General features: G+C 58.3%; 15 protein-coding genes. 9 read left to right on the top strand and 6 right to left on the bottom strand.

Going from position 1 to position 21,334, the window contains the following annotated elements:
* Positions 1-9: 9 nt before the first annotated feature.
* Positions 10-231: a cold shock-like protein CspD gene (cspD, locus tag ABLV64_RS23865; protein ID WP_002896516.1), complete on the bottom strand. Its 222-nt coding sequence runs from the start codon at positions 229-231 to the stop codon at positions 10-12.
* 325 nt (positions 232-556) lie between these two features.
* Between cspD and clpS the strand changes: the two genes are divergently transcribed.
* On the top strand, positions 557-874 hold the full coding sequence (gene clpS / locus ABLV64_RS23870; protein WP_002896520.1) for an ATP-dependent Clp protease adapter ClpS: 318 nt from the start codon (positions 557-559) through the stop codon (positions 872-874).
* A 30-nt stretch (positions 875-904) separates the two neighbouring features.
* A complete protein-coding gene (gene clpA, locus ABLV64_RS23875; protein ID WP_348843084.1) occupies positions 905-3,184 on the top strand; it encodes an ATP-dependent Clp protease ATP-binding subunit ClpA in 2,280 nt (759 codons plus the stop codon).
* Between the two features lie 123 nt (positions 3,185-3,307).
* Here clpA and infA read toward each other — a convergent pair whose 3' ends face one another.
* From infA to trxB, 5 genes are all read right to left on the bottom strand, one after another.
* Positions 3,308-3,526, bottom strand: coding sequence for a translation initiation factor IF-1 (gene infA, locus ABLV64_RS23880; protein ID WP_001040187.1), 219 nt, complete (start codon positions 3,524-3,526; stop codon positions 3,308-3,310).
* A gap of 350 nt (positions 3,527-3,876) precedes the next feature.
* The gene (gene aat, locus ABLV64_RS23885; protein WP_017899435.1) at positions 3,877-4,581 is read right to left on the bottom strand and encodes a leucyl/phenylalanyl-tRNA--protein transferase; all 705 of its coding nucleotides are present in this window, start codon (positions 4,579-4,581) and stop codon (positions 3,877-3,879) included.
* Positions 4,582-4,620: 39 nt separating this feature from the next.
* Entirely contained in the window at positions 4,621-6,342 is a 1,722-nt protein-coding gene (cydC, locus tag ABLV64_RS23890) for a cysteine/glutathione ABC transporter ATP-binding protein/permease CydC (RefSeq protein WP_017899436.1), read from the bottom strand.
* Positions 6,343-8,109, bottom strand: a complete 1,767-nt coding sequence (gene cydD / locus ABLV64_RS23895) for a cysteine/glutathione ABC transporter permease/ATP-binding protein CydD (protein ID WP_348843083.1) — start codon at positions 8,107-8,109, stop codon at positions 6,343-6,345.
* A gap of 114 nt (positions 8,110-8,223) precedes the next feature.
* Positions 8,224-9,192, bottom strand: a complete 969-nt coding sequence (gene trxB / locus ABLV64_RS23900; protein WP_032431211.1) for a thioredoxin-disulfide reductase — start codon at positions 9,190-9,192, stop codon at positions 8,224-8,226.
* Between the two features lie 532 nt (positions 9,193-9,724).
* Here trxB and lrp point away from each other — a divergent pair.
* The 7 genes from lrp to ABLV64_RS23935 all read left to right on the top strand — a co-directional run bounded on the left by lrp (position 9,725) and on the right by ABLV64_RS23935 (position 21,334).
* The gene (lrp, locus tag ABLV64_RS23905) at positions 9,725-10,219 is read left to right on the top strand and encodes a leucine-responsive transcriptional regulator Lrp (RefSeq protein WP_000228469.1); all 495 of its coding nucleotides are present in this window, start codon (positions 9,725-9,727) and stop codon (positions 10,217-10,219) included.
* A 135-nt stretch (positions 10,220-10,354) separates the two neighbouring features.
* Positions 10,355-14,599 carry a DNA translocase FtsK gene (gene ftsK, locus ABLV64_RS23910; RefSeq protein ID WP_348843082.1) on the top strand — a complete coding sequence of 1,415 codons (4,245 nt, stop codon included), beginning with the start codon at positions 10,355-10,357 and terminating at the stop codon, positions 14,597-14,599.
* A gap of 122 nt (positions 14,600-14,721) precedes the next feature.
* Positions 14,722-15,333: an outer membrane lipoprotein chaperone LolA gene (gene lolA, locus ABLV64_RS23915; protein ID WP_004201368.1), complete on the top strand. Its 612-nt coding sequence runs from the start codon at positions 14,722-14,724 to the stop codon at positions 15,331-15,333.
* Positions 15,334-15,341: 8 nt separating this feature from the next.
* Positions 15,342-16,685 carry a replication-associated recombination protein RarA gene (rarA, locus tag ABLV64_RS23920; protein WP_004201370.1) on the top strand — a complete coding sequence of 448 codons (1,344 nt, stop codon included), beginning with the start codon at positions 15,342-15,344 and terminating at the stop codon, positions 16,683-16,685.
* A 91-nt stretch (positions 16,686-16,776) separates the two neighbouring features.
* Entirely contained in the window at positions 16,777-18,069 is a 1,293-nt protein-coding gene (gene serS / locus ABLV64_RS23925; protein WP_004201371.1) for a serine--tRNA ligase, read from the top strand.
* Between the two features lie 198 nt (positions 18,070-18,267).
* Complete coding sequence (gene dmsA / locus ABLV64_RS23930; protein WP_348843081.1) at positions 18,268-20,706, top strand: dimethylsulfoxide reductase subunit A; 2,439 nt, start codon at positions 18,268-18,270, stop codon at positions 20,704-20,706.
* A gap of 10 nt (positions 20,707-20,716) precedes the next feature.
* Positions 20,717-21,334, top strand: coding sequence for a DMSO/selenate family reductase complex B subunit (locus ABLV64_RS23935; protein ID WP_004201375.1), 618 nt, complete (start codon positions 20,717-20,719; stop codon positions 21,332-21,334).

Consider the following 21,334-nt stretch of genomic DNA (forward strand, 5'->3'; position numbering starts at 1 on the left):
GCAAAAGAGTTATGCAGCCGTTTCCGCTTCCACAGGGACGATCACGCTGGCGTGGTTGCCTTTTGGCCCCTGGTGAACATCAAACCGAACGGCTTGTCCGGCTTTTAGCGTTCTGTAACCATCCATCTGGATGGTGGAGTAATGGGCGAAAATGTCTTCGCCGCCGCCCTCAGGGCAGATAAAACCGAACCCTTTGGCATTGTTGAACCACTTAACAGTACCCATTTCCATACTTCGACATCCTTCGTAAATCTTTATTAGTAAGATGGAATGAACCGGTGGTGGAGTGACGAGTTGTTCAATTGCTCGCCAACTCTCGCCACTACAATTTAGAGAAATACGAAAACGCGTCAAGCGATTGAGGAGGGGGAACGGCGAAAAATGCGTCAAAATTTGAAGCAGTTAACGCTATTGCCGGGGAATGTGACAGCCGTCGCGGATAGAAGCGATAGATGATAGTTATCTATGATCTGTTGTAGATTTGTGATGAGCATAACCTCTGGTCATCGACAGGCCTCCGCCTGTTGGCAACAGCAACCGATGATGAACACTGACGATGAGTAAGAGAGATTGGCTGGACTTCGAGCACCTGGTTGACGACGAAGTTCGTGATGCGATTAAACCGCCATCTATGTATAAAGTGATATTGGTCAATGATGACTACACTCCAATGGAGTTTGTTATTGACGTGTTACAAAAATTCTTTTCTTATGATGTTGAACGTGCAACGCAACTGATGCTCACGGTTCACTATGAAGGTAAGGCGATTTGTGGCGTGTTTACCGCGGAAGTGGCGGAGACCAAAGTCGCTATGGTGAATCAGTACGCGAGGGAGAACGAGCATCCATTGCTGTGTACGCTGGAAAAAGCCTGAATTCAGGCATGAAAATTGGGGGAGGTGCCTATGCTCAATCAAGAACTGGAACTCAGTTTAAATATGGCTTTCGCCAGAGCGCGCGAGCACCGTCATGAGTTTATGACCGTCGAGCACTTGCTGCTGGCTCTGCTAAGCAACCCCTCGGCCCGTGAGGCCCTGGAAGCGTGTTCAGTGGACCTGGTGGCATTGCGTCAGGAACTTGAAGCCTTCATCGAACAAACCACACCCGTCCTGCCAGCCACGGAAGAAGAGCGCGACACCCAGCCGACGCTGAGCTTCCAGCGTGTGCTGCAGCGCGCCGTTTTCCACGTGCAATCTTCTGGCCGCAGCGAAGTGACCGGCGCCAACGTGCTGGTGGCCATTTTCAGCGAGCAGGAGTCGCAGGCCGCCTACCTGCTGCGTAAACATGAAGTGAGCCGACTCGATGTGGTGAACTTCATTTCTCATGGTACACGCAAAGATGAGCCGAGCCAGTCTTCCGATAACAGCGGAAGCCAGCCTGGCAATGAAGAGCAAGCCGGCGGGGAGGAACGTATGGAAAACTTCACCACCAACCTCAATCAGCTTGCTCGCGTTGGCGGCATCGATCCCCTGATCGGCCGTGAAAAAGAGCTGGAGCGCGCCATTCAGGTCCTGTGCCGTCGGCGTAAAAATAACCCGCTGCTGGTGGGGGAATCCGGCGTCGGTAAAACCGCCATCGCCGAAGGCCTTGCCTGGCGTATTGTGCAGGGCGATGTGCCTGAAGTCATGGCTGACTGCACCATTTACTCGCTTGATATTGGTTCTCTGCTGGCCGGGACGAAATACCGTGGCGATTTTGAAAAACGCTTTAAAGCGTTGCTGAAACAGCTGGAGCAGGATACCAACAGCATCCTGTTCATTGATGAGATCCACACCATCATCGGTGCGGGAGCGGCGTCTGGCGGCCAGGTCGATGCGGCTAACCTGATCAAACCGCTGCTTTCCAGCGGCAAGATCCGGGTGATTGGCTCCACCACTTACCAGGAGTTCAGCAACATCTTTGAAAAAGATCGTGCGCTGGCCCGCCGTTTCCAGAAAATCGATATTACCGAACCGTCGGTGGAAGAGACCGTCCAGATTATCAACGGCCTGAAGCCGAAGTACGAAGCGCACCACGATGTGCGTTATACCGCCAAGGCGGTGCGTGCGGCGGTTGAGCTGGCGGTGAAATACATTAACGATCGCCATCTGCCGGATAAGGCGATTGACGTGATTGACGAGGCGGGGGCGCGGGCGCGCTTAATGCCGGTCAGCAAGCGTAAGAAAACGGTCAAAGTGGCGGATATCGAGTCCGTGGTGGCGCGCATTGCGCGGATCCCTGAGAAGAGCGTCTCCCGCAGCGATCGCGATACGCTGAAAAACCTTGGCGATCGACTGAAAATGTTGGTCTTTGGTCAGGATAAGGCCATCGAGGCGCTGACGGAAGCCATCAAGATGGCGCGCGCCGGGCTGGGCCATGAGCACAAGCCGGTGGGTTCATTCCTGTTCGCCGGGCCGACCGGGGTGGGGAAAACCGAAGTGACCGTGCAGCTGGCGAAGGCGCTGGGTATTGAGCTGCTGCGTTTTGATATGTCCGAATATATGGAACGTCATACCGTCAGTCGTTTAATCGGGGCGCCTCCGGGCTACGTCGGCTTCGACCAGGGCGGGCTGCTGACCGATGCGGTGATTAAACATCCGCATGCGGTGCTGCTGCTCGATGAGATCGAAAAAGCGCATCCGGACGTGTTCAACCTGCTGCTGCAGGTGATGGACAACGGCACGCTGACCGATAACAACGGACGTAAAGCGGACTTCCGCAACGTGGTGCTGGTGATGACCACCAACGCCGGGGTGCGGGAAACCGAGCGTAAATCGATTGGCCTTATCCAGCAGGACAACAGTCCGGACGCAATGGATGAGATCAAGAAGATCTTTACGCCGGAGTTCCGTAACCGTCTCGACAACATCATCTGGTTCGATCACCTCTCCACCACGGTGATCCATCAGGTTGTCGACAAGTTTATCGTCGAGCTGCAGGTTCAGCTGGATCAGAAAGGCGTCTCCCTGGAAGTAAGCCAGGAAGCGCGCGACTGGCTGGCGGAAAAAGGCTACGACCGGGCAATGGGGGCACGTCCAATGGGACGCGTCATTCAGGACAACCTGAAAAAACCGCTGGCGAACGAGCTGCTGTTTGGCTCGCTGGTCGACGGCGGGCAGGTGACGGTCTCTCTGGACAGCGCGAAAAATACGCTGACCTACGACTTCCAGAGCGCGCCGAAGCACAAACCGGAAGCCGCCCATTAAGGCGATATCTTCAATGTAAAAAACCGGCCAGGGGCCGGTTTTTTTTTGCCAACTGGCGGTAGAAATGAAAAGACCGGGAATTATCCCGGCCTTCAGCATCTGACGCCTTAAGGGCGAAAACAATCAGCGACTACGGAAGACAATGCGGCCTTTGCTCAGGTCGTACGGGGTCAGCTCAACAGTCACTTTGTCGCCCGTCAGAATGCGGATGTAGTTTTTACGCATTTTACCGGAGATATGCGCGGTTACCACGTGACCGTTTTCCAGTTCTACGCGGAACATAGTGTTAGGCAACGTTTCAAGTACGGTGCCCTGCATTTCAATATTGTCTTCTTTGGCCATCTAGTCCTCTGGGGTATCACTACCGTAGTTTTGAACCGGCAAGATAATGCCGAAGTTCATCATGTAAGTAAAGTTTTACGTGTCTACCCTGAATCATTCACCTTGCCGCAAGGCGCGCAGTCAGCACGCCGGCAATGGAAATATGACGGGTATGAATCGCCGAAGTAGTTTTGGCGCATTGCCCGGGACACACACGGCCATGCCGCGTGACAGGCGCAAACGTAAAGGGGAGTGACAGAACGATGGGCGTTATCTGACTCTTATTATTCCCAAACGGCGGCGGGGCAACAGGCAGAAGCTACTCTACCGCGCAATTATACCATCCTGACGCAAAATGTGCTGAAAACATTTTATTGTCCGCCCGGAAATAGCACCCGCGGTACCCAAAATCGCTCGGGCAGACGGTAGCCGCGTAATACTGACAGATAGTCCAGATAATCGCGGCGGGGAATATCCACCGCGCCTAATGATGCGGTATGGTTGTTCAGCACCTGACAGTCAATTAATTTACCGCCGCTCTGCGCAAAGTCTTGGCAAAATACCAGCAGCGCGGTTTTGGAGGCATTTTCCGCCCGGCTGAACATCGACTCGCCGCAAAACAGCGCCCCCTGTGCCACGCCGTACATTCCCCCCACCAGAGTATTCTCCTGCCAGACTTCAATGGAGTGGGCATGCCCCAGCTCATGCAGCTGGTGGTAGGCGCGAACGATGCTGCTGGTTATCCAGGTGCCTTCGTCACGATCGCTGGCGCAGCCCTCAATCACCTCGCCAAAGGCGTGGTTGAGCGTGACGCGGTAGGGCGAACGCTGATGAAAGCGCTTCATGCTGCGGCTGAGATGGAACTGTTCCGGCCAGAGCACCGCGCGGGGATCGGGCGACCACCAGAGGATCGGGTCGCCGGGGGAAAACCAGGGAAAAATACCACGCTGATAGGCCATCAGCAGGCGCGCGGGGCTCAGATCGCCGCCGAGCGCCAGCAGGCCGTTAGGTTCACGCAGGGCGCCTTCCGGAGAAGGGAAGGCGATAGAATGCCGGGAGAGCTGAACCAGACGCATTTTAACCTCAATACGCATCAGCAAAAATTAGATAATAGCCTACAGACGCTGTTTAAACTGGAAGTACCGGCCCTGTTTAGCGAGCAGCTCCGCGTGACTACCTTGCTCAATTATCTGGCCGTTGTCCATGACTATTATCTGATTAAAACGCGCCAGGCCTCGCAGGCGGTGGGTGACCATCAGCACGGTTTTCTCGCGTAAGACTTCCGCCAGCAGATGCAGGATCTGGCTTTCGGTGGCCGCATCCAGACCTTCTGTCGGTTCGTCCAGCAGCATCAGCGGCGCATCGTGGAGCAGCGCGCGGGCAATGGCCAGCCGGCGCAGTTCGCCGCCGGAAAGCTGGCGTCCGCCTTCGCCCAGCCAGCCGTTGAGTCCGCCATCTTCCAGCAGTTTTTCCAGGCCTACCTTCTCAAGGGTGGCGCAGAGCAGAGTGTCATCAGCCTCAGGCGCCGCCAGCAGCAGGTTGTCGCGCAGGGTGGCGCTGAACAGGTGCACGCGCTGCGGTACCACGCTCATTGACTGCCGCAGGGTGGCTTCGCTGAGCCCGGACAGCGGCTGATCGTTGAGCAATATTTCACCCTGTGTCGGATCCCATGCGCGGGTGAGTAACTGCAACAGCGTCGACTTTCCGCAGCCGGTTCGGCCAAGAATAGCAATATGTTCCCCGGCGGCAATCTGCAGGGAGATGTTCTCCAGAGCGGGGGAGGGCTGCTGCGGGTAGCGGAAGGTGACCTGCCTGAAATCTAAGGCCACCTGCGCAGGCTTGCAGGCCTCGCCCTCGACGAAGGAGACTTCCGGCTGCTGGTCAGTGATCTGCGAGATCCGCAGCGCGGAGGCGATCACCTGACCTAAATGCTGGAAAGCGCCGGTGACGGGCGCCAGGGCTTCGAAAGCCGCCAGGGCGCAGAAGACGAACAGGGCGATCAGCGCCCCGGGCTGACTGTTGCCGCCGACGCCATCTGAGGCCAGCCAGAGCATGGCCACCACGGCGATACCGCCGATCAACAGCATCAGCGCCTGCGAAAGCGCGGTCAGCTCGGCCTGGCGACGCTGCGCCTCCTGCCAACTGAGCTCGGTCTTTTCCATTTGCGCGCGATAGCGGTCGCTGGCGTTAAACACCATCAGCTCCGCCTGGCCCTGCAGCCAGGCGGTAAGCTGTTGCCGATACTGGCCGCGCAGCTGGGTCATACTCTCTCCGGCCGGTTTACCGGCGCGATAGAACAGCGGCGGCATAACCAGCAGGGTCACCAGCATGATACCGCCGAGCGTTAGCGCGAGGGTGACATCGAGCAGGCTTAATCCGCAGGTCACCACCACAATCACCACCAGCGCGCCGACCAGCGGCGAAATGACCCGCAGGTAGAGATGATCCAGGGTGTCGACGTCGGCTACCACGCGGTTGAGCAGTTCACCCTGGCGAAAGCGCGCCAGCCCCGCCGGAGAGAGGGGGAGTAGTTTGCTGAAGGTGAAGACGCGCAGGTGCTGTAGCACGCGGAAGGTGGCGTCGTGGCTGACCAGACGCTCGAAGTAGCGTCCGGCGGTCCGGATAATCGCTGCGCCGCGGACGCCCGCGGCGGGCAGCATATAGTTAAAACTGTAGATCCCGGCGACGCCCACCACCGCAGAGGCGGAGAGAAACCAGCCGGAGAGCGTCAGCAGGCCGATACTGGCCAGCAGGGTCACAATAGCCAGTACGATGCCGAGCAGCAGCATCCATTTGTGGCGTTTGTACAGTGCCAGATAGGGTAAGAGCGCGCGCATTTAAATCTCCTCCTGACGATGGGCCAGCAGCGCCGAGAAGACTCCGCCGGCGCGGGCCAGCGTGGCGTAGTCGCCTTGTTCGATAATCTGTCCGTCCTGCATAACCCAGACGGCATCCCAGTCCGCCAGTCCCTCAAGCTGATGGGTAACCAGCAGCGTGGTTTGCTGGGTCGAGGCGTGGGTCAATGCCTGCATGACCCGTTGTTCGCTATGGGCGTCGAGGCTGGCGGCGGGTTCATCCAGCAGCAGCAGGCGGCACGGCACCAACAGCGCGCGGGCGACCGCGATACGCTGCGCCTGGCCGACCGACAGACGGCCCGCCTGATCGCCCACGGCGGTATGGATCCCATCCGGCAGCAGAGCGATAAACTCGCTCACCCAGGCCTTGTCCAGCGCCAGTCGAAGCTGGGCATCGCTGGCTTCCGGCCACGCCAGCAGCACATTTTCCCGCAGCGTGGCGGCAGGAAGCTGGGGATTCTGCCCCACCCAGCTTAACAGGCGACGCCAGCGATCGGCGTCCAGCTCTCGCAGCTCCATGCCATTGACCTTCAGCGAACCCTCATAGGGCAAAAAGCCGAGCAGGGTGTTCAGCAGTGAACTTTTCCCTGAGCCGCTCTGCCCCACCAGCACCACCCGCGCGCCTGCAGGCAGTGAAAAGGTCAGCGGCCCGGCGAGGACTTTCCCTTCGGGAGATTTAATCAGCAGATCGCGCGCTTCCACGCCAATCAGATCGTTGTCATTTAAGGTTTTTTCGCCACGCTCCACCTGGGTCAGCGGGGTTTCCATAAACGTTTTCAGACTGTCCGCAGCGCCGACGGCCTGGGCTTTGGCATGGTAGAAGGTGCCCAGGTCACGTAATGGCTGGAAAAACTCCGGGGCGAGGATCAGCGTCAGGAAGCCCGCCATCAGCGTGACGCCCGCGCCATAGTGGCCGAAGTTAAGCTCGCCAAGGTATGAGAAGCCGAAATAAACCGCTACCAGCGCAATGGAGAGCGAGGTGAAAAATTCCAGTACCCCGGAGGAGAGGAACGCCAGGCGCAGGACTTCCATGGTGCGTTGGCGAAAATCCTGCGAGGCGTCGCGAATATTATCCGTTTCGGCCTGACCGCGGTGAAAAATACGCAAGGTTTCCATGCCGCGCAGGCGGTCGAGGAAGTGGCCGCTGAGGCGGGCCAGCGCCTGGAAATTACGCCGGTTGGCATCGGCGGCGCCCATCCCAACCAGGGCCATGAACAAGGGGATCAGCGGCGCAGTGCCGAGGAGGATCAGCGCGGCGGCCCAGTTTATCGGGAAAATAGTGATGACGATCAGCAGCGGCACGCAGGCCGCCAGCGTCATTTGCGGCAGGTAGCGGGCATAATAATCGTGCATATCATCGATCTGCTCGAGGATAAGCGTTGCCCAACTGCCGGCCGGTTTGCCCTGGATCCACGCCGGGCCCGCCTGCTGGAGGCGGTCGAGCACCTGGCGGCGAATTTCATAGCGAATATGCTGCCCGGCCTGAAAGCCGACCCGTTCACGCAGCCAGACCACCCAGGCGCGCAGCACAAAGGTCAGCACCAGCAGGGTTAGCGGCAGCAGCAGGGCGGTCGCAGGAATATTCTCCATCACCATCCGATGCAGGATCCGCGCCAGGAACCAGGCCTGCGCCACGATCAGCAGACCGCTCGCCACGCCAAGGAGGCGGGAAATCATCAACCAGCGACGGGAGATAATGCTTTGCTGTTTTAACCAGCGGGTTAACTCTTGTTGACGGGTTTTATTCATTGCGCGCTTTGCAGGTGTCGTTATCGGAATATTGGGCACGGCAATGTTACATCGCGGCAAAAATAAAGGCGACTTTTCGTCGCCTTCTTTACCTTTGTTACTGACTTGTAAAGATTATTTGCAGGCGTCAGCCAGACCGTCGAGGTAACGTTCAGCGTCCAGCGCTGCCATGCAGCCGGTGCCGGCGGAGGTGATAGCCTGACGATAAATATGGTCCATGACATCGCCGGCGGCGAACACGCCCGGGATGCTGGTCTGGGTCGCATTGCCATGGATACCGGACTGCACTTTGATGTAGCCGTTCTCCAGCTCCAGCTGACCTTCAAAGATGGCGGTGTTCGGGCTGTGGCCGATGGCGACAAACAGACCGGCTACTTCCAGGGACTCGACGTTGTCGCTGTTTTTGGTATCGCGCAGACGCAGGCCGCTGACGCCCATCTGGTCGCCGGTCACCTCTTCGAGGGTGCGATCGGTATGCAGCACGATGTTGCCGCTTGCCACTTTGTCCATCAGGCGTTTGATGAGGATTTTTTCCGCACGGAAGGAATCGCGACGGTGGATGAGGTGTACCTCAGAGGCGATGTTTGACAGATACAGAGCCTCTTCAACCGCGGTGTTGCCGCCGCCGATCACCGCCACTTTCTGGTTGCGATAGAAGAATCCGTCACAGGTGGCGCAGGCGGAAACGCCGCGGCCCTTGAAGGCTTCTTCGGAAGGCAGGCCCAGGTAACGGGCGGAAGCGCCGGTGGCGATAATCAACGCGTCACAGGTGTATTCGCCGCTGTCGCCGGTCAGACGGAACGGCCGGTTTTGCAGATCGACGCGGCTGATATGGTCGAAAATAATCTCGGTTTCAAATTTCGTGGCATGCTCGTGCATGCGCTCCATCAGCAGCGGACCGGTCAAATCGTTCGGATCGCCTGGCCAGTTTTCCACTTCCGTCGTGGTGGTCAGCTGACCGCCTTTTTCCATCCCGGTGATCAGCACCGGCTGCAGGTTGGCGCGTGCGGCATAGACCGCCGCGGTGTATCCCGCAGGTCCAGAACCAAGGATAAGCAGTTTACTGTGTTTGGCTGTGCCCATGAGATCCCCATAATAATTGGCATACATTGGGCTGGGATTGTAGGGAATTTGTTGTCGTAAAAAAAGAGCGCAGCGATTTTGTTAACGATGTGTGCAATAGAAGCGGCCGATGAATTGGCGATTTTCCCGGCAAGGAATATAACTATTTCTACTGTTGGCGGGACAATTATAAGACGAAAAAATGAGAATCAACCAGGGTAGATGATGAATATCTGGCATCTTGTACTAAAAATCGATGTTTTGCTTTGACAATCCCCTGTGCTTTTGCGAAAACATTCAAGGAAGAAGAAAAGCAGTATTTGGCGTGCGGCGAATTTTCATGCACGCAAATGCCATTTTTATCCGGGTTAACGAAATCTACGCATGGTGTGGACAGACGCCATGCGTGATGTCGGTGACTGCCGTCAGGCAACGGGCTTCTCACGTACCCCTGGGTTACCCAATGTCGTACGGGTAATAACAGGATGGGCTCTGGCAGTGAAGGCACAGAGCCGGAACAGGAGTAGGGAAGGAATACAGAGAGACAATAATAATGGTAGATAGCAAGAAGCGCCCTGGCAAAGATCTCGACCGCATTGATCGTAACATCCTGAATGAATTGCAAAAAGATGGGCGAATTTCTAACGTCGAGCTTTCTAAACGGGTGGGACTTTCTCCGACGCCTTGCCTTGAGCGTGTGCGTCGTCTTGAAAGACAGGGTTTTATTCAGGGCTATACGGCGCTGCTCAACCCGCATTATCTGGATGCATCACTTCTGGTATTTGTTGAGATTACTCTGAATCGTGGCGCACCGGATGTGTTTGAGCAATTTAACGCCGCAGTGCAAAAACTTGAAGAAATTCAAGAGTGTCATCTGGTTTCCGGTGATTTCGACTATCTGTTGAAAACCCGCGTACCGGATATGTCAGCGTATCGTAAATTACTGGGCGAGACCTTGCTGCGCCTGCCGGGCGTTAACGACACCCGTACCTATGTGGTAATGGAAGAAGTCAAGCAAAGTAATCGTCTGGTTATTAAGACGCGCTAACACGGAACAGGTGCAAACTCGACGTAGTTTGATTACACTCCTGTTAATCCATACAGCAACAGTGCCGGGGAGACCCGGCGCTGTTGTCCGTTTTAGCAGCAGGCAGGAAACAGCCTGATACCTGGAGAGCCTTTCTTGAGCCAGGAATACACCGAAGACAAAGAAGTCAAACTTACCAAACTCAGCAGCGGGCGCCGACTCCTCGAGGCGATGCTCATCCTTTGCTCCCTCTTCGCCATCTGGCTGATGGCGGCATTACTGAGCTTTAACCCCTCGGACCCAAGCTGGTCGCAAACGGCATGGCATGAGCCTATCCATAATTTAGGCGGCGCCCCCGGCGCGTGGCTTGCCGATACCCTCTTTTTCATTTTTGGCGTCATGGCCTACACCATCCCGGTGATCATCATCGGCGGATGCTGGTTTGCCTGGCGGCATCAGGAAAATGACGAATATATTGATTATTTCGCCGTTTCGCTGCGCCTCATCGGTGCGTTAGCCCTGATCCTGACCTCCTGCGGTCTGGCGGCGATTAACGCCGATGATATCTGGTACTTCGCCTCTGGCGGGGTGATTGGCAGCCTGCTCAGCACCACCCTGCAACCGCTGCTGCACAGCAGCGGCGGCACCATCGCGCTGTTGTGCATCTGGGCGGCCGGCCTGACGCTGTTTACCGGCTGGTCGTGGGTCAGCATTGCGGAAAAACTGGGCGGCGGCATCCTGTCCGTACTCACCTTTGCCAGCAATCGTACCCGTCGGGATGATACCTGGGTCGATGAAGGCGAATACGAAGACGACGATGAAGAGTACGACGACGAAGAGGCGGCAACCCCCCAGGAGTCGCGTCGCGCCCGTATCTTGCGCAGCGCACTGGCGCGGCGTAAACGTCTCGCTGAGAAGTTTACCAACCCCATGGGGCGTAAAACCGACGCGGCGCTTTTCTCCGGCAAACGGATGGATGACGGGGAAGAGGCAGTGCAGTACAGCGCCAGCGGTGCGCCTGTTGCCGCCGACGATGTACTGTTTTCCGGCGCCAGCGCCGCGCGTCCCGCAGAGAATGATGTGTTGTTCTCCGGCGCCAGCGCCGCGCGCCCGGGCGATTTCGACCCTTACGATCCGTTGCTGAACGGCCAGAGTATCGCTGAGCCGGTGGGCGCAGCGGCGGCGGCCACTGCCGCGCCGCAGCCGTGGGCCGAATCACCGGCTGGTCATCAGGGCGCTGCGCCGGTTTATCAGCCGGAAGCTGGTTACCCGCCGCAGCCCTACCAGCCAGAGCCGGCACCGTATCAGCAGCCTGCTTATGCTCCTCATGCCGGTCAGCCGGCACCGCAGGCGTATCAGCCTGAGCCAGTGCAGTATCAGCAGCCGGTTTACGATCCGTATGCCGGCCAGCCTGCGCCGCAGGGGTATCAACCCGAGCCTGCGCCGTATCAGCAGCCGGTTTACGATCCGTATGCCGGTCAGCCGGCTCCGCAGGGGTATCAACCCGAGCCTGCGCCGTATCAGCAGCCGACTTACGATCCGCATGCCGGTCAGCCTGCGCCGCAGGCGTATCAGCCTGAGCCTGCGCCGTATCAGCAGCCGGTTTACGATCCGCATGCCGTCCAGCCTGCGCCGCAGGGGTATCAGCCAGAGCCGGCGCCGTATCAGCAGTCGGTTTACGATCCACATGTTGCTCAGCCTGCGCCGCAGGGGTATCAGCCAGAGCCGGCGCCGTATCAGCAGCCGGTTTACGATCCGCATGCTGTCCAGCCTGCGCCGCAGGGGTATCAACCCGAGCCTGCGCCGTATCAGCAGCCGGCTTACGATCCGCATGCCGGTCAGCCTGCGCCGCAGGCGTATCAGCCTGAGCCCGCGCCGGTACCTGCCGCGCAGCCAGAGCCTGAGGTCGTGCAGGAAGAAGTGAAACGTCCGCCGCTCTATTATTTCGAGGAAGTGGAAGAGAAGCGGGCGCGCGAACGCGAGCTGCTGGCTTCCTGGTATCAGCCTATTCCGGAGCCGGAAAGTCCGATCGCCACCAAACCGCTGACGCCGCCCGCCTCGCCGTCCAAACCGCCCGTGGAGTCAACCGTAGTTTCTGCGGTGGCGGCCGGAGTGCATCAGGCAACGGCTGCCAGCGGCGGCGCAGCCGCTGCGAAGACGGCGACCGCCGCGTCCGCAGCGACAGCGCCATTGTTCAGCCCGGCCTCCAGCGGACCGCGGGTCCAGGTGAAAGAGGGCATTGGTCCAAAACTACCGCGGCCAAATCGCGTTCGTGTCCCGACGCGTCGGGAACTGGCCTCCTATGGCATCAAGCTACCGTCGCAGCGGGAAGCTGAACAGCGCGCGCGGCAGGCCGAGCGCGACCCCCATTATGATGATGAGCTGCTCTCGGATGAGGAAGCGGATGCTATGGAGCAGGATGAGCTGGCTCGCCAGTTCGCCGCCACTCAACAGCAGCGCTATGGCCATCGCTGGGAAGACGATAACGCGACTGATGACGATGACGCCGATGCCGCGGCGGAAGCGGAGCTGGCGCGCCAGTTTGCCGCCACCCAGCAGCAGCGCTACGCCTCCGAGCAGCCGCCGGGCGCTAATCCGTTCTCGCCGGCGGATTATGAATTCTCGCCGATGAAAACGCTGGTCAATGAGGGTCCGAGCGAGCCGCTGTTTACGCCGACACCGGAAGTACAGCCGCAGCAGCCAGCCCAGCACTATCAACAACCGGCCGCCGCTCCGCAGCAGGGTTATCAACCTGCGCAGCACCAGCCGGTACACCCTCAGCCAGTGCCGCAGCAGCCCGTGCAGCCGCAACAGCCGGTTGCCCCGCAGGGGCACCAGCCTGCCGCGCCTGCGCCGCAGGAGAGCCTGATCCACCCGCTGCTGATGCGCAATGGCGATAGTCGACCGCTGCAAAAGCCGACAACGCCGCTGCCGTCGCTGGATCTGCTCACGCCGCCGCCCAGTGAAGTCGAGCCGGTCGATACCTTTGCTCTTGAGCAGATGGCACGACTGGTGGAAGCGCGACTCGCCGATTTCCGCATTAAAGCGGATGTGGTGAACTACTCGCCGGGGCCGGTGATCACCCGTTTCGAACTGAATCTGGCGCCTGGCGTCAAAGCGGCGCGAATCTCTAACCTGTCACGGGATCTGGCGCGTTCGCTGTCCACGGTCGCCGTGCGCGTGGTGGAAGTGATCCCGGGTAAACCGTATGTCGGGCTTGAGCTGCCGAATAAAAAGCGCCAGACCGTCTACCTGCGTGAAGTGCTCGACAACAGCAAGTTCCGTGATAACCCGTCGCCGCTGACCGTGGTGCTGGGTAAAGACATCGCCGGCGATCCGGTGGTGGCCGATCTGGCGAAAATGCCGCACCTGCTGGTGGCCGGTACCACCGGTTCCGGTAAGTCAGTCGGCGTCAACGCCATGATCCTCAGCATGCTCTACAAAGCGCAGCCGGAAGATGTGCGTTTCATTATGATCGACCCGAAAATGCTCGAGCTGTCGGTCTACGAAGGTATTCCGCATCTGCTGACGGAAGTGGTCACCGACATGAAAGACGCCGCCAATGCGCTGCGCTGGAGCGTCAACGAGATGGAGCGTCGCTACAAGCTAATGTCGGCGCTGGGCGTACGTAATCTGGCGGGCTATAACGAGAAGATTGCTGAAGCGGCACGCATGGGCCGTCCGATCCCGGATCCATACTGGAAGCCAGGCGACAGTATGGACGCCGTGCACCCGGTACTGGAAAAGCTGCCGTACATAGTGGTGCTGGTGGACGAATTCGCCGACCTGATGATGACCGTCGGTAAGAAGGTGGAAGAGCTGATCGCTCGCCTGGCGCAGAAAGCGCGTGCGGCGGGGATCCACCTGGTGCTGGCGACGCAGCGTCCGTCGGTGGATGTCATTACCGGTCTGATTAAGGCCAACATTCCGACGCGTATCGCCTTTACCGTGTCGAGTAAAATTGACTCGCGTACCATTCTCGATCAGGGCGGTGCGGAATCGCTGCTCGGGATGGGGGATATGCTCTACTCCGGGCCGAACTCCACCACGCCGGTGCGCGTCCATGGGGCGTTTGTTCGCGACCAGGAAGTCCACGCTGTGGTTCAGGACTGGAAAGCCCGCGGTCGTCCGCAGTATGTTGACGGCATTACCTCCGACAGCGAAAGCGAAGGCGGCGGCGGCGGTTTCGACGGCGGTGAAGAGCTGGATCCGCTGTTCGATCAGGCGGTCAGCTTTGTGACCGAGAAGCGTAAAGCGTCGATTTCCGGGGTGCAGCGCCAGTTCCGCATTGGCTATAACCGTGCCGCGCGTATCATCGAACAGATGGAAGCGCAGGGCATTGTCAGCGAGCAGGGCCATAACGGTAACCGCGAAGTGCTGGCGCCGCCGCCCTTTGAATGAGTGCAAAGTTGGGTAAATAAGCGCAAAATCAGCCAATTCTTCTGTCCCGCCGCCGTCGGCGGTCCTACATTAGGGGCAGAAGAGGCTCCCGCGTCGGGAGTGACGCACATTAAGGAAGAACAATGAAAAAACTCGCAATCACCTGTGCATTACTGTCTGGTATGGTCGTCAGCCAGGTCTGGGCAGATGCGGCCAGTGACTTAAAAAGCCGTCTTGATAAAGTGAGCAGCTTCCATGCCAGCTTCACGCAAAAAGTCACCGACGGCAGCGGCAACGCCGTGCAGGACGGACAGGGCGACCTGTGGGTAAAACGCCCGAATCTGTTTAACTGGCATATGACCCAGCCGGATGAGAGCGTCCTCGTTTCGGATGGTAAAACCCTGTGGTTCTATAACCCGTTCGTCGAGCAGGCCACGGCGACCTGGCTGAAAGACGCCACCAGCAACACGCCGTTTATGCTGATTGCCCGCAACCAGTCCAGCGACTGGCAGCAGTACAATATCAAACAAAACGGCGATGATTTTGTGCTGACGCCGAAAAGCGGCAGCGGCAACCTGAAGCAGTTCACGATCAACGTCGGTCGGGACGGCACCATCCATCAGTTCAGCGCCGTCGAGCAGGACGATCAGCGCAGCAGCTATCAGCTGAAATCGCAGCAGAACGGCGCCGTCGACGCATCTAAGTTCACCTTTACGCCGCCGAAAGGGGTGACGGTGGACGATCAACGTAAGTAGAGGCGAAAGTGAGCAATCTGTCGCTCGATTTTTCCGACAACGCGTTTCAACCTCTGGCCGCTCGCATGCGGCCAGAAAATTTAGCGCAGTATATTGGCCAGCAGCACCTGCTGGCGCCGGGCAAACCCCTGCCGCGGGCGATCGAAGCCGGGCACCTGCATTCGATGATCCTCTGGGGGCCGCCGGGTACCGGCAAGACTACCCTGGCGGAAGTTATCGCCCGTTATGCCAGCGCCGATGTCGAAAGGATCTCGGCGGTGACCTCCGGGGTGAAAGAGATCCGCGAGGCCATTGAGCGCGCGCGGCAGAATCGCAACGCCGGCCGACGAACGATTCTGTTTGTTGACGAAGTGCATCGCTTCAATAAAAGCCAGCAGGATGCCTTTCTGCCGCATATTGAAGATGGCACTATCACTTTTATTGGCGCGACCACCGAAAACCCTTCCTTTGAGCTTAACTCAGCGCTGCTCTCCCGCGCCCGCGTCTATTTACTGAAATCGCTCACTACCGACGATATCGAGCGGGTGCTTGACCAGGCGATGAACGATAAAACCCGCGGCTACGGCGGCCAGGATATCGTTTTGCCGGATGAGACCCGCAGGGCCATCGCCGAACTGGTGAACGGCGACGCGCGGCGGGCGCTGAATACCCTGGAAATGATGGCCGATATGGCCGAGAGCGATGATGCGGGCAAGCGGGTGCTGAAGGCGGAACTGCTGACCGAGATCGCCGGCGAGCGCAGCGCGCGCTTTGATAATAAAGGCGACCGTTTCTACGATTTGATTTCCGCCCTGCATAAGTCGGTGCGCGGTAGCGCGCCGGACGCGGCGCTTTACTGGTACGCGCGGATCATCACCGCCGGGGGCGATCCGCTGTATGTTGCCCGCCGTTGTCTGGCGATTGCCTCGGAAGACGTCGGCAACGCCGATCCGCGGGCGATGCAGGTGGCCATATCGGCGTGGGACTGCTTCACCCGCGTCGGGCCGGCGGAAGGCGAACGGGCGATTGCCCAGGCTATTGTCTATCTGGCCTGCGCGCCGAAGAGCAATGCGGTCTACACCGCCTTTAAAGCGGCGCTGGCCGATGCGCGAGACCGTCCGGACTATGACGTTCCGGTGCATCTGCGCAATGCGCCGACGAAGCTGATGAAAGAGATGGGCTACGGGCAGGAGTATCGCTACGCTCATGACGAACCTAACGCCTACGCCGCCGGCGAGCAGTACTTCCCGCAGGAAATGGCGCAAACGCGCTATTATCACCCGACAAACCGGGGGCTTGAGGGCAAAATTGGCGAAAAGCTCGCCTGGCTCGCTGAACAGGATCAAAATAGCCCGATAAAACGCTACCGCTAATTGAGGCGTTGCGGTAAGGTTATTACACTATTTCCGTGGCCGTAGCCTGCGGCCACTTTTCTTTTTTTAATTCGATAAGCACAGGATAAGCATGCTCGATCCCAATCTGCTGCGTACCGAGCCAGACGCAGTCGCAGAAAAACTGGCACGCCGGGGCTTTAAGCTGGATGTAGATAAACTTCGCGCGCTTGAAGAGCGTCGTAAAGTTCTGCAGGTGCAAACGGAAAACCTGCAGGCGGAGCGCAACTCCCGATCGAAATCCATTGGCCAGGCGAAAGCGCGCGGGGAAGACATCGAGCCATTACGCCTGGAAGTGAACAAACTCGGCGAACAGCTGGATGCCGCAAAATCCGAGCTGGAAGCGCTGCTGGCGGAAATCCGCGATATCGCGCTGGCGATCCCGAATATTCCTCACGATGACGTGCCGGTTGGCCGTGACGAAAACGACAACGTTGAAGTCAGCCGCTGGGGCACGCCGCGCCAGTTCGATTTTGACGTGCGCGATCACGTGACGCTGGGTGAAATGCACGGCGGGCTGGATTTTGCCGCCGCCGTTAAGCTCACCGGTTCGCGCTTCGTGGTGATGAAAGGCCAGCTGGCCCGTCTGCACCGCGCCCTGGCGCAGTTCATGCTGGATCTGCACACTGAACAGCATGGCTATAGCGAAAACTATGTCCCGTACCTGGTAAACCAGGACACCCTGTATGGCACCGGCCAGCTGCCGAAATTCGCCGGCGACCTGTTCCATACTCGCCCGCTGGAAGAAGAGGCTGACAGCAGCAACTACGCGCTGATCCCGACGGCGGAAGTGCCGCTGACCAACCTGGTGCGTGATGAAATTATCGATGAAGACGATCTGCCGATCAAAATGACCGCCCATACGCCGTGCTTCCGTTCCGAAGCGGGTTCTTATGGTCGCGACACCCGCGGTCTGATCCGTATGCACCAGTTCGATAAAGTTGAGATGGTGCAGATTGTCCGTCCGGAAGACTCCATGGCGGCGCTGGAAGAGATGACCGGACACGCCGAGAAAGTGCTGCAGCTGCTGGGCCTTCCGTACCGTAAGGTCGCGCTGTGCACCGGCGATATGGGCTTCAGCGCCTGCAAAACCTATGACCTCGAAGTGTGGGTCCCGGCGCAGAACACCTACCGTGAGATCTCTTCCTGCTCTAACGTCTGGGATTTCCAGGCGCGTCGTATGCAGGCTCGCTGCCGTAGCAAGTCCGACAAGAAGACCCGTCTCGTTCATACCCTGAATGGTTCTGGCCTGGCGGTTGGTCGTACGCTGGTGGCGCTGATGGAAAACTATCAGCAGGCCGATGGCCGTATCGAGATCCCGGAAATCCTGCGCCCGTATATGCGCGGCCTCGAATATATCGGTTAATTTTTACCATCTCCCTTAAAAGCGCCTGCGGGCGCTTTTTTTACACCCTTATTGATACCGGGCAATAATCCCTTCCGCGAATGCAGTGATACTCCCTTTGGATTAAATCAGCATAAAAAATCAATAATATTTCAAAGCATTATATATATGACTATATAGCGCTTATCAGTTTATTGTGAGCAACCAAAGCGAGTATCCATGAAAATTAAAGCCCCCGATGCTTTACTGGCTGCTGAGGTAAGCCGCCGTGGTCTGATGAAAACCACGGCAATAGGCGGCCTGGCGCTGGCCAGCAACGCACTAACGTTACCCTTTTCCCGTATGGCCCATGCCGCCGACACGCCAGCCCCGGCCAGTGAGAAGGTGGTCTGGAGCGCATGCACCGTCAACTGCGGTAGCCGCTGCCCGCTGCGCATGCACGTGGTGGATGGCGCGATTAAATACGTTGAAACCGATAATACCGGTGACGATAACTATGACGGCCTGCATCAGGTGCGCGCCTGCCTGCGCGGACGTTCTATGCGCCGCCGGGTTTATAACCCCGATCGGCTGAAATACCCCATGAAGCGCGTAGGTAAACGCGGTGAGGGTAAATTCGAGCAAATCAGCTGGGAAGAGGCTTTCGATATCATCGCCAGCACGACGCAGCGGCTGATTAAAGATTACGGCAACGAGTCCATCTATCTGAACTACGGCACCGGCACGCTGGGTGGCACGCTGACCCGCTCCTGGCCGCCGGGGAAAACCCTGATTGCCCGTCTGATGAACTGCTGCGGCGGGTATCTCAATCATTACGGCGACTATTCATCCGCGCAGATTGCTGCCGGGTTGAATTACACCTACGGCGGTTGGGCAGATGGTAACAGCCCGTCGGATATTGAAAATAGTCAGCTGGTAGTGCTGTTCGGCAACAACCCCGGGGAAACGCGAATGAGCGGCGGCGGGGTGACCTACTACCTTGAGCAGGCGCGCCAGAAATCCAATGCCAGGATGATCATTATCGATCCGCGTTATACCGACACCGGCGCCGGACGCGAAGATGAATGGATCCCGATTCGCCCAGGCACCGATGCGGCGCTGGTATCGGGTCTGGCGTGGGTGATGATCACCGAGAATCTGGTCGATCAGCCGTTCCTCGATAAATACTGCGTGGGATACGACGAGAAAACGCTGCCCGCCGGTGCGCCAGCCAATGGTCATTACAAAGCTTACATTCTTGGCGAGGGCACTGACGGTATCGCCAAAACGCCGGAGTGGGCCTCGACCATTACCGGTATTCCGCGCGAACGCATTGTTAAACTGGCGCGGGAAATTGCCACCGCCAAACCGGCCTATATCAGCCAGGGCTGGGGGCCGCAGCGTCATGCCAACGGCGAAATCGCCACCCGGGCTATCGCGATGCTCGCCATTCTGACCGGTAACGTCGGGATCAACGGCGGCAATAGCGGCGCGCGCGAGGGCTCCTACAGCCTGCCGTTTGAACGTATGCCGACGCTGGAGAATCCGGTTCAGACCAGCATCTCGATGTTTATGTGGACCGATGCGATTGAGCGCGGCCCGAAAATGACCGCCCTGCGCGATGGGGTGCGTGGCAAAGATAAGCTCGATGTGCCGATCAAAATGATCTGGAACTATGCGGGCAACTGCCTGATCAACCAGCACTCTGAGATCAACCGCACCCACGAGATCCTGCAGGACGATAAGAAGTGCGAGATGATTGTGGTCATCGACTGCCATATGACCTCGTCGGCGAAATACGCCGATATTCTGCTGCCGGACTGCACCGCCTCTGAGCAGATGGATTTTGCGCTGGATGCCTCCTGCGGCAACATGTCCTACGTCATCTTTGCCGACCAGGCCATCAAGCCGCGTTTCGAATGTAAAACCATCTATGAGATGACCAGCGAGCTGGCGAAGCGCCTTGGCGTCGAGGAGAAATTTACCGAAGGCCGTACCCAGGAAGGCTGGATGCGCTATCTGTATGAGCAGTCACGCAAAGCGATTCCAGACCTGCCGGATTTCGACACCTTCCGTCAGCAGGGCATCTATAAGCAGCGCGATCCGCAAGGGCACCATGTGGCTTACAAAGCCTTCCGTGAGGATCCGCAGGCTAATCCGCTGACCACGCCTTCAGGAAAAATTGAAATCTATTCGCAGGCGCTGGCGAATATCGCCGCCACCTGGGAGCTGCCGGAAGAGGATGTCATCGATCCGCTGCCGATATACACCCCGGGCTTCGAAAACTACAACGATCCGCTGACGGCAAAATACCCGCTACAGCTCACCGGTTTCCACTATAAATCACGCGTTCACTCAACCTACGGCAACGTTGATGTACTGAAGGCCGCCTGTCGGCAGGAGATGTGGATTAACCCGATCGATGCCCGCCAGCGCGGCATTGCCAACGGCGATCGCATTCGCATCTTCAACGACCGTGGGGAAGTGCATATCGAAGCGAAGGTGACCCCACGCATGATGCCGGGCGTCGTCGCGCTGGGGGAAGGGGCCTGGTATAACCCGGACGCCGCGCGCGTGGATCAGGCGGGCAGCATTAACGTACTGACCACCCAGCGCCCCTCGCCACTGGCGAAGGGAAACCCGTCGCATACCAACCTCGTCCAGGTTGAGAAGCTGTAAGGAGTAACCGATGACAACTCAGTATGGATTTTTTATTGATTCCGCCCGTTGCACCGGTTGCAAGACCTGCGAACTGGCCTGTAAGGACTACAAAAATTTGACCCCGGAGGTCAGCTTCCGCCGCATCTATGAATATGCCGGCGGCGACTGGCAGGAGGATAACGGCGTCTGGAATCAGAACGTGTTCGCCTATTACCTCTCCATCGCCTGTAACCACTGCGAAGATCCGGCCTGCACCAAAGTCTGCCCGAGCGGTGCGATGCACAAGCGCGAAGACGGTTTTGTGGTGGTCAACGAAGAGGTCTGCATTGGCTGCCGTTACTGCCATATGGCCTGTCCGTACGGCGCGCCGCAGTATAACGCCGATAAAGGCCATATGACTAAGTGCGACGGCTGCCACGAGCGCGTCGCCGAAGGGAAAAAGCCGATCTGCGTCGAGTCCTGCCCGTTGCGGGCGCTCGATTTCGGGCCGATTGCCGAACTGCGCGCTAAGCACGGCCAGCTGGCGGCGGTGGCGCCGCTGCCTTCGGCGCACTTTACCCGGCCGAGCATCGTGATCAAACCTAACGCCAATGCCCGGCCGTGTGGCGATACCACTGGTTACCTGGCGAACCCGAAGGAGGTGTGA

This window comes from Klebsiella sp. JB_Kp031 (genome assembly GCF_040064295.1).
Lineage (GTDB): Bacteria > Pseudomonadota > Gammaproteobacteria > Enterobacterales > Enterobacteriaceae > Klebsiella > Klebsiella quasipneumoniae.

Bases quoted from the DNA above. Each gene is read 5' to 3' on its own strand.
- cspD (WP_002896516.1), bottom strand. From the start codon at position 231: ATGGAAATGGGTACTGTTAAGTGGTTCAACAATGCCAAAGGGTTCGGT.
- clpS (WP_002896520.1), top strand. From the start codon at position 557: ATGAGTAAGAGAGATTGGCTGGACTTCGAGCACCTGGTTGACGACGAA.
- clpA (WP_348843084.1), top strand. From the start codon at position 905: ATGCTCAATCAAGAACTGGAACTCAGTTTAAATATGGCTTTCGCCAGA.
- infA (WP_001040187.1), bottom strand. From the start codon at position 3,526: ATGGCCAAAGAAGACAATATTGAAATGCAGGGCACCGTACTTGAAACG.
- aat (WP_017899435.1), bottom strand. From the start codon at position 4,581: ATGCGTCTGGTTCAGCTCTCCCGGCATTCTATCGCCTTCCCTTCTCCG.
- cydC (WP_017899436.1), bottom strand. From the start codon at position 6,342: ATGCGCGCGCTCTTACCCTATCTGGCACTGTACAAACGCCACAAATGG.
- cydD (WP_348843083.1), bottom strand. From the start codon at position 8,109: ATGAATAAAACCCGTCAACAAGAGTTAACCCGCTGGTTAAAACAGCAA.
- trxB (WP_032431211.1), bottom strand. From the start codon at position 9,192: ATGGGCACAGCCAAACACAGTAAACTGCTTATCCTTGGTTCTGGACCT.
- lrp (WP_000228469.1), top strand. From the start codon at position 9,725: ATGGTAGATAGCAAGAAGCGCCCTGGCAAAGATCTCGACCGCATTGAT.
- lolA (WP_004201368.1), top strand. From the start codon at position 14,722: ATGAAAAAACTCGCAATCACCTGTGCATTACTGTCTGGTATGGTCGTC.
- serS (WP_004201371.1), top strand. From the start codon at position 16,777: ATGCTCGATCCCAATCTGCTGCGTACCGAGCCAGACGCAGTCGCAGAA.
- dmsA (WP_348843081.1), top strand. From the start codon at position 18,268: ATGAAAATTAAAGCCCCCGATGCTTTACTGGCTGCTGAGGTAAGCCGC.
- ABLV64_RS23935 (WP_004201375.1), top strand. From the start codon at position 20,717: ATGACAACTCAGTATGGATTTTTTATTGATTCCGCCCGTTGCACCGGT.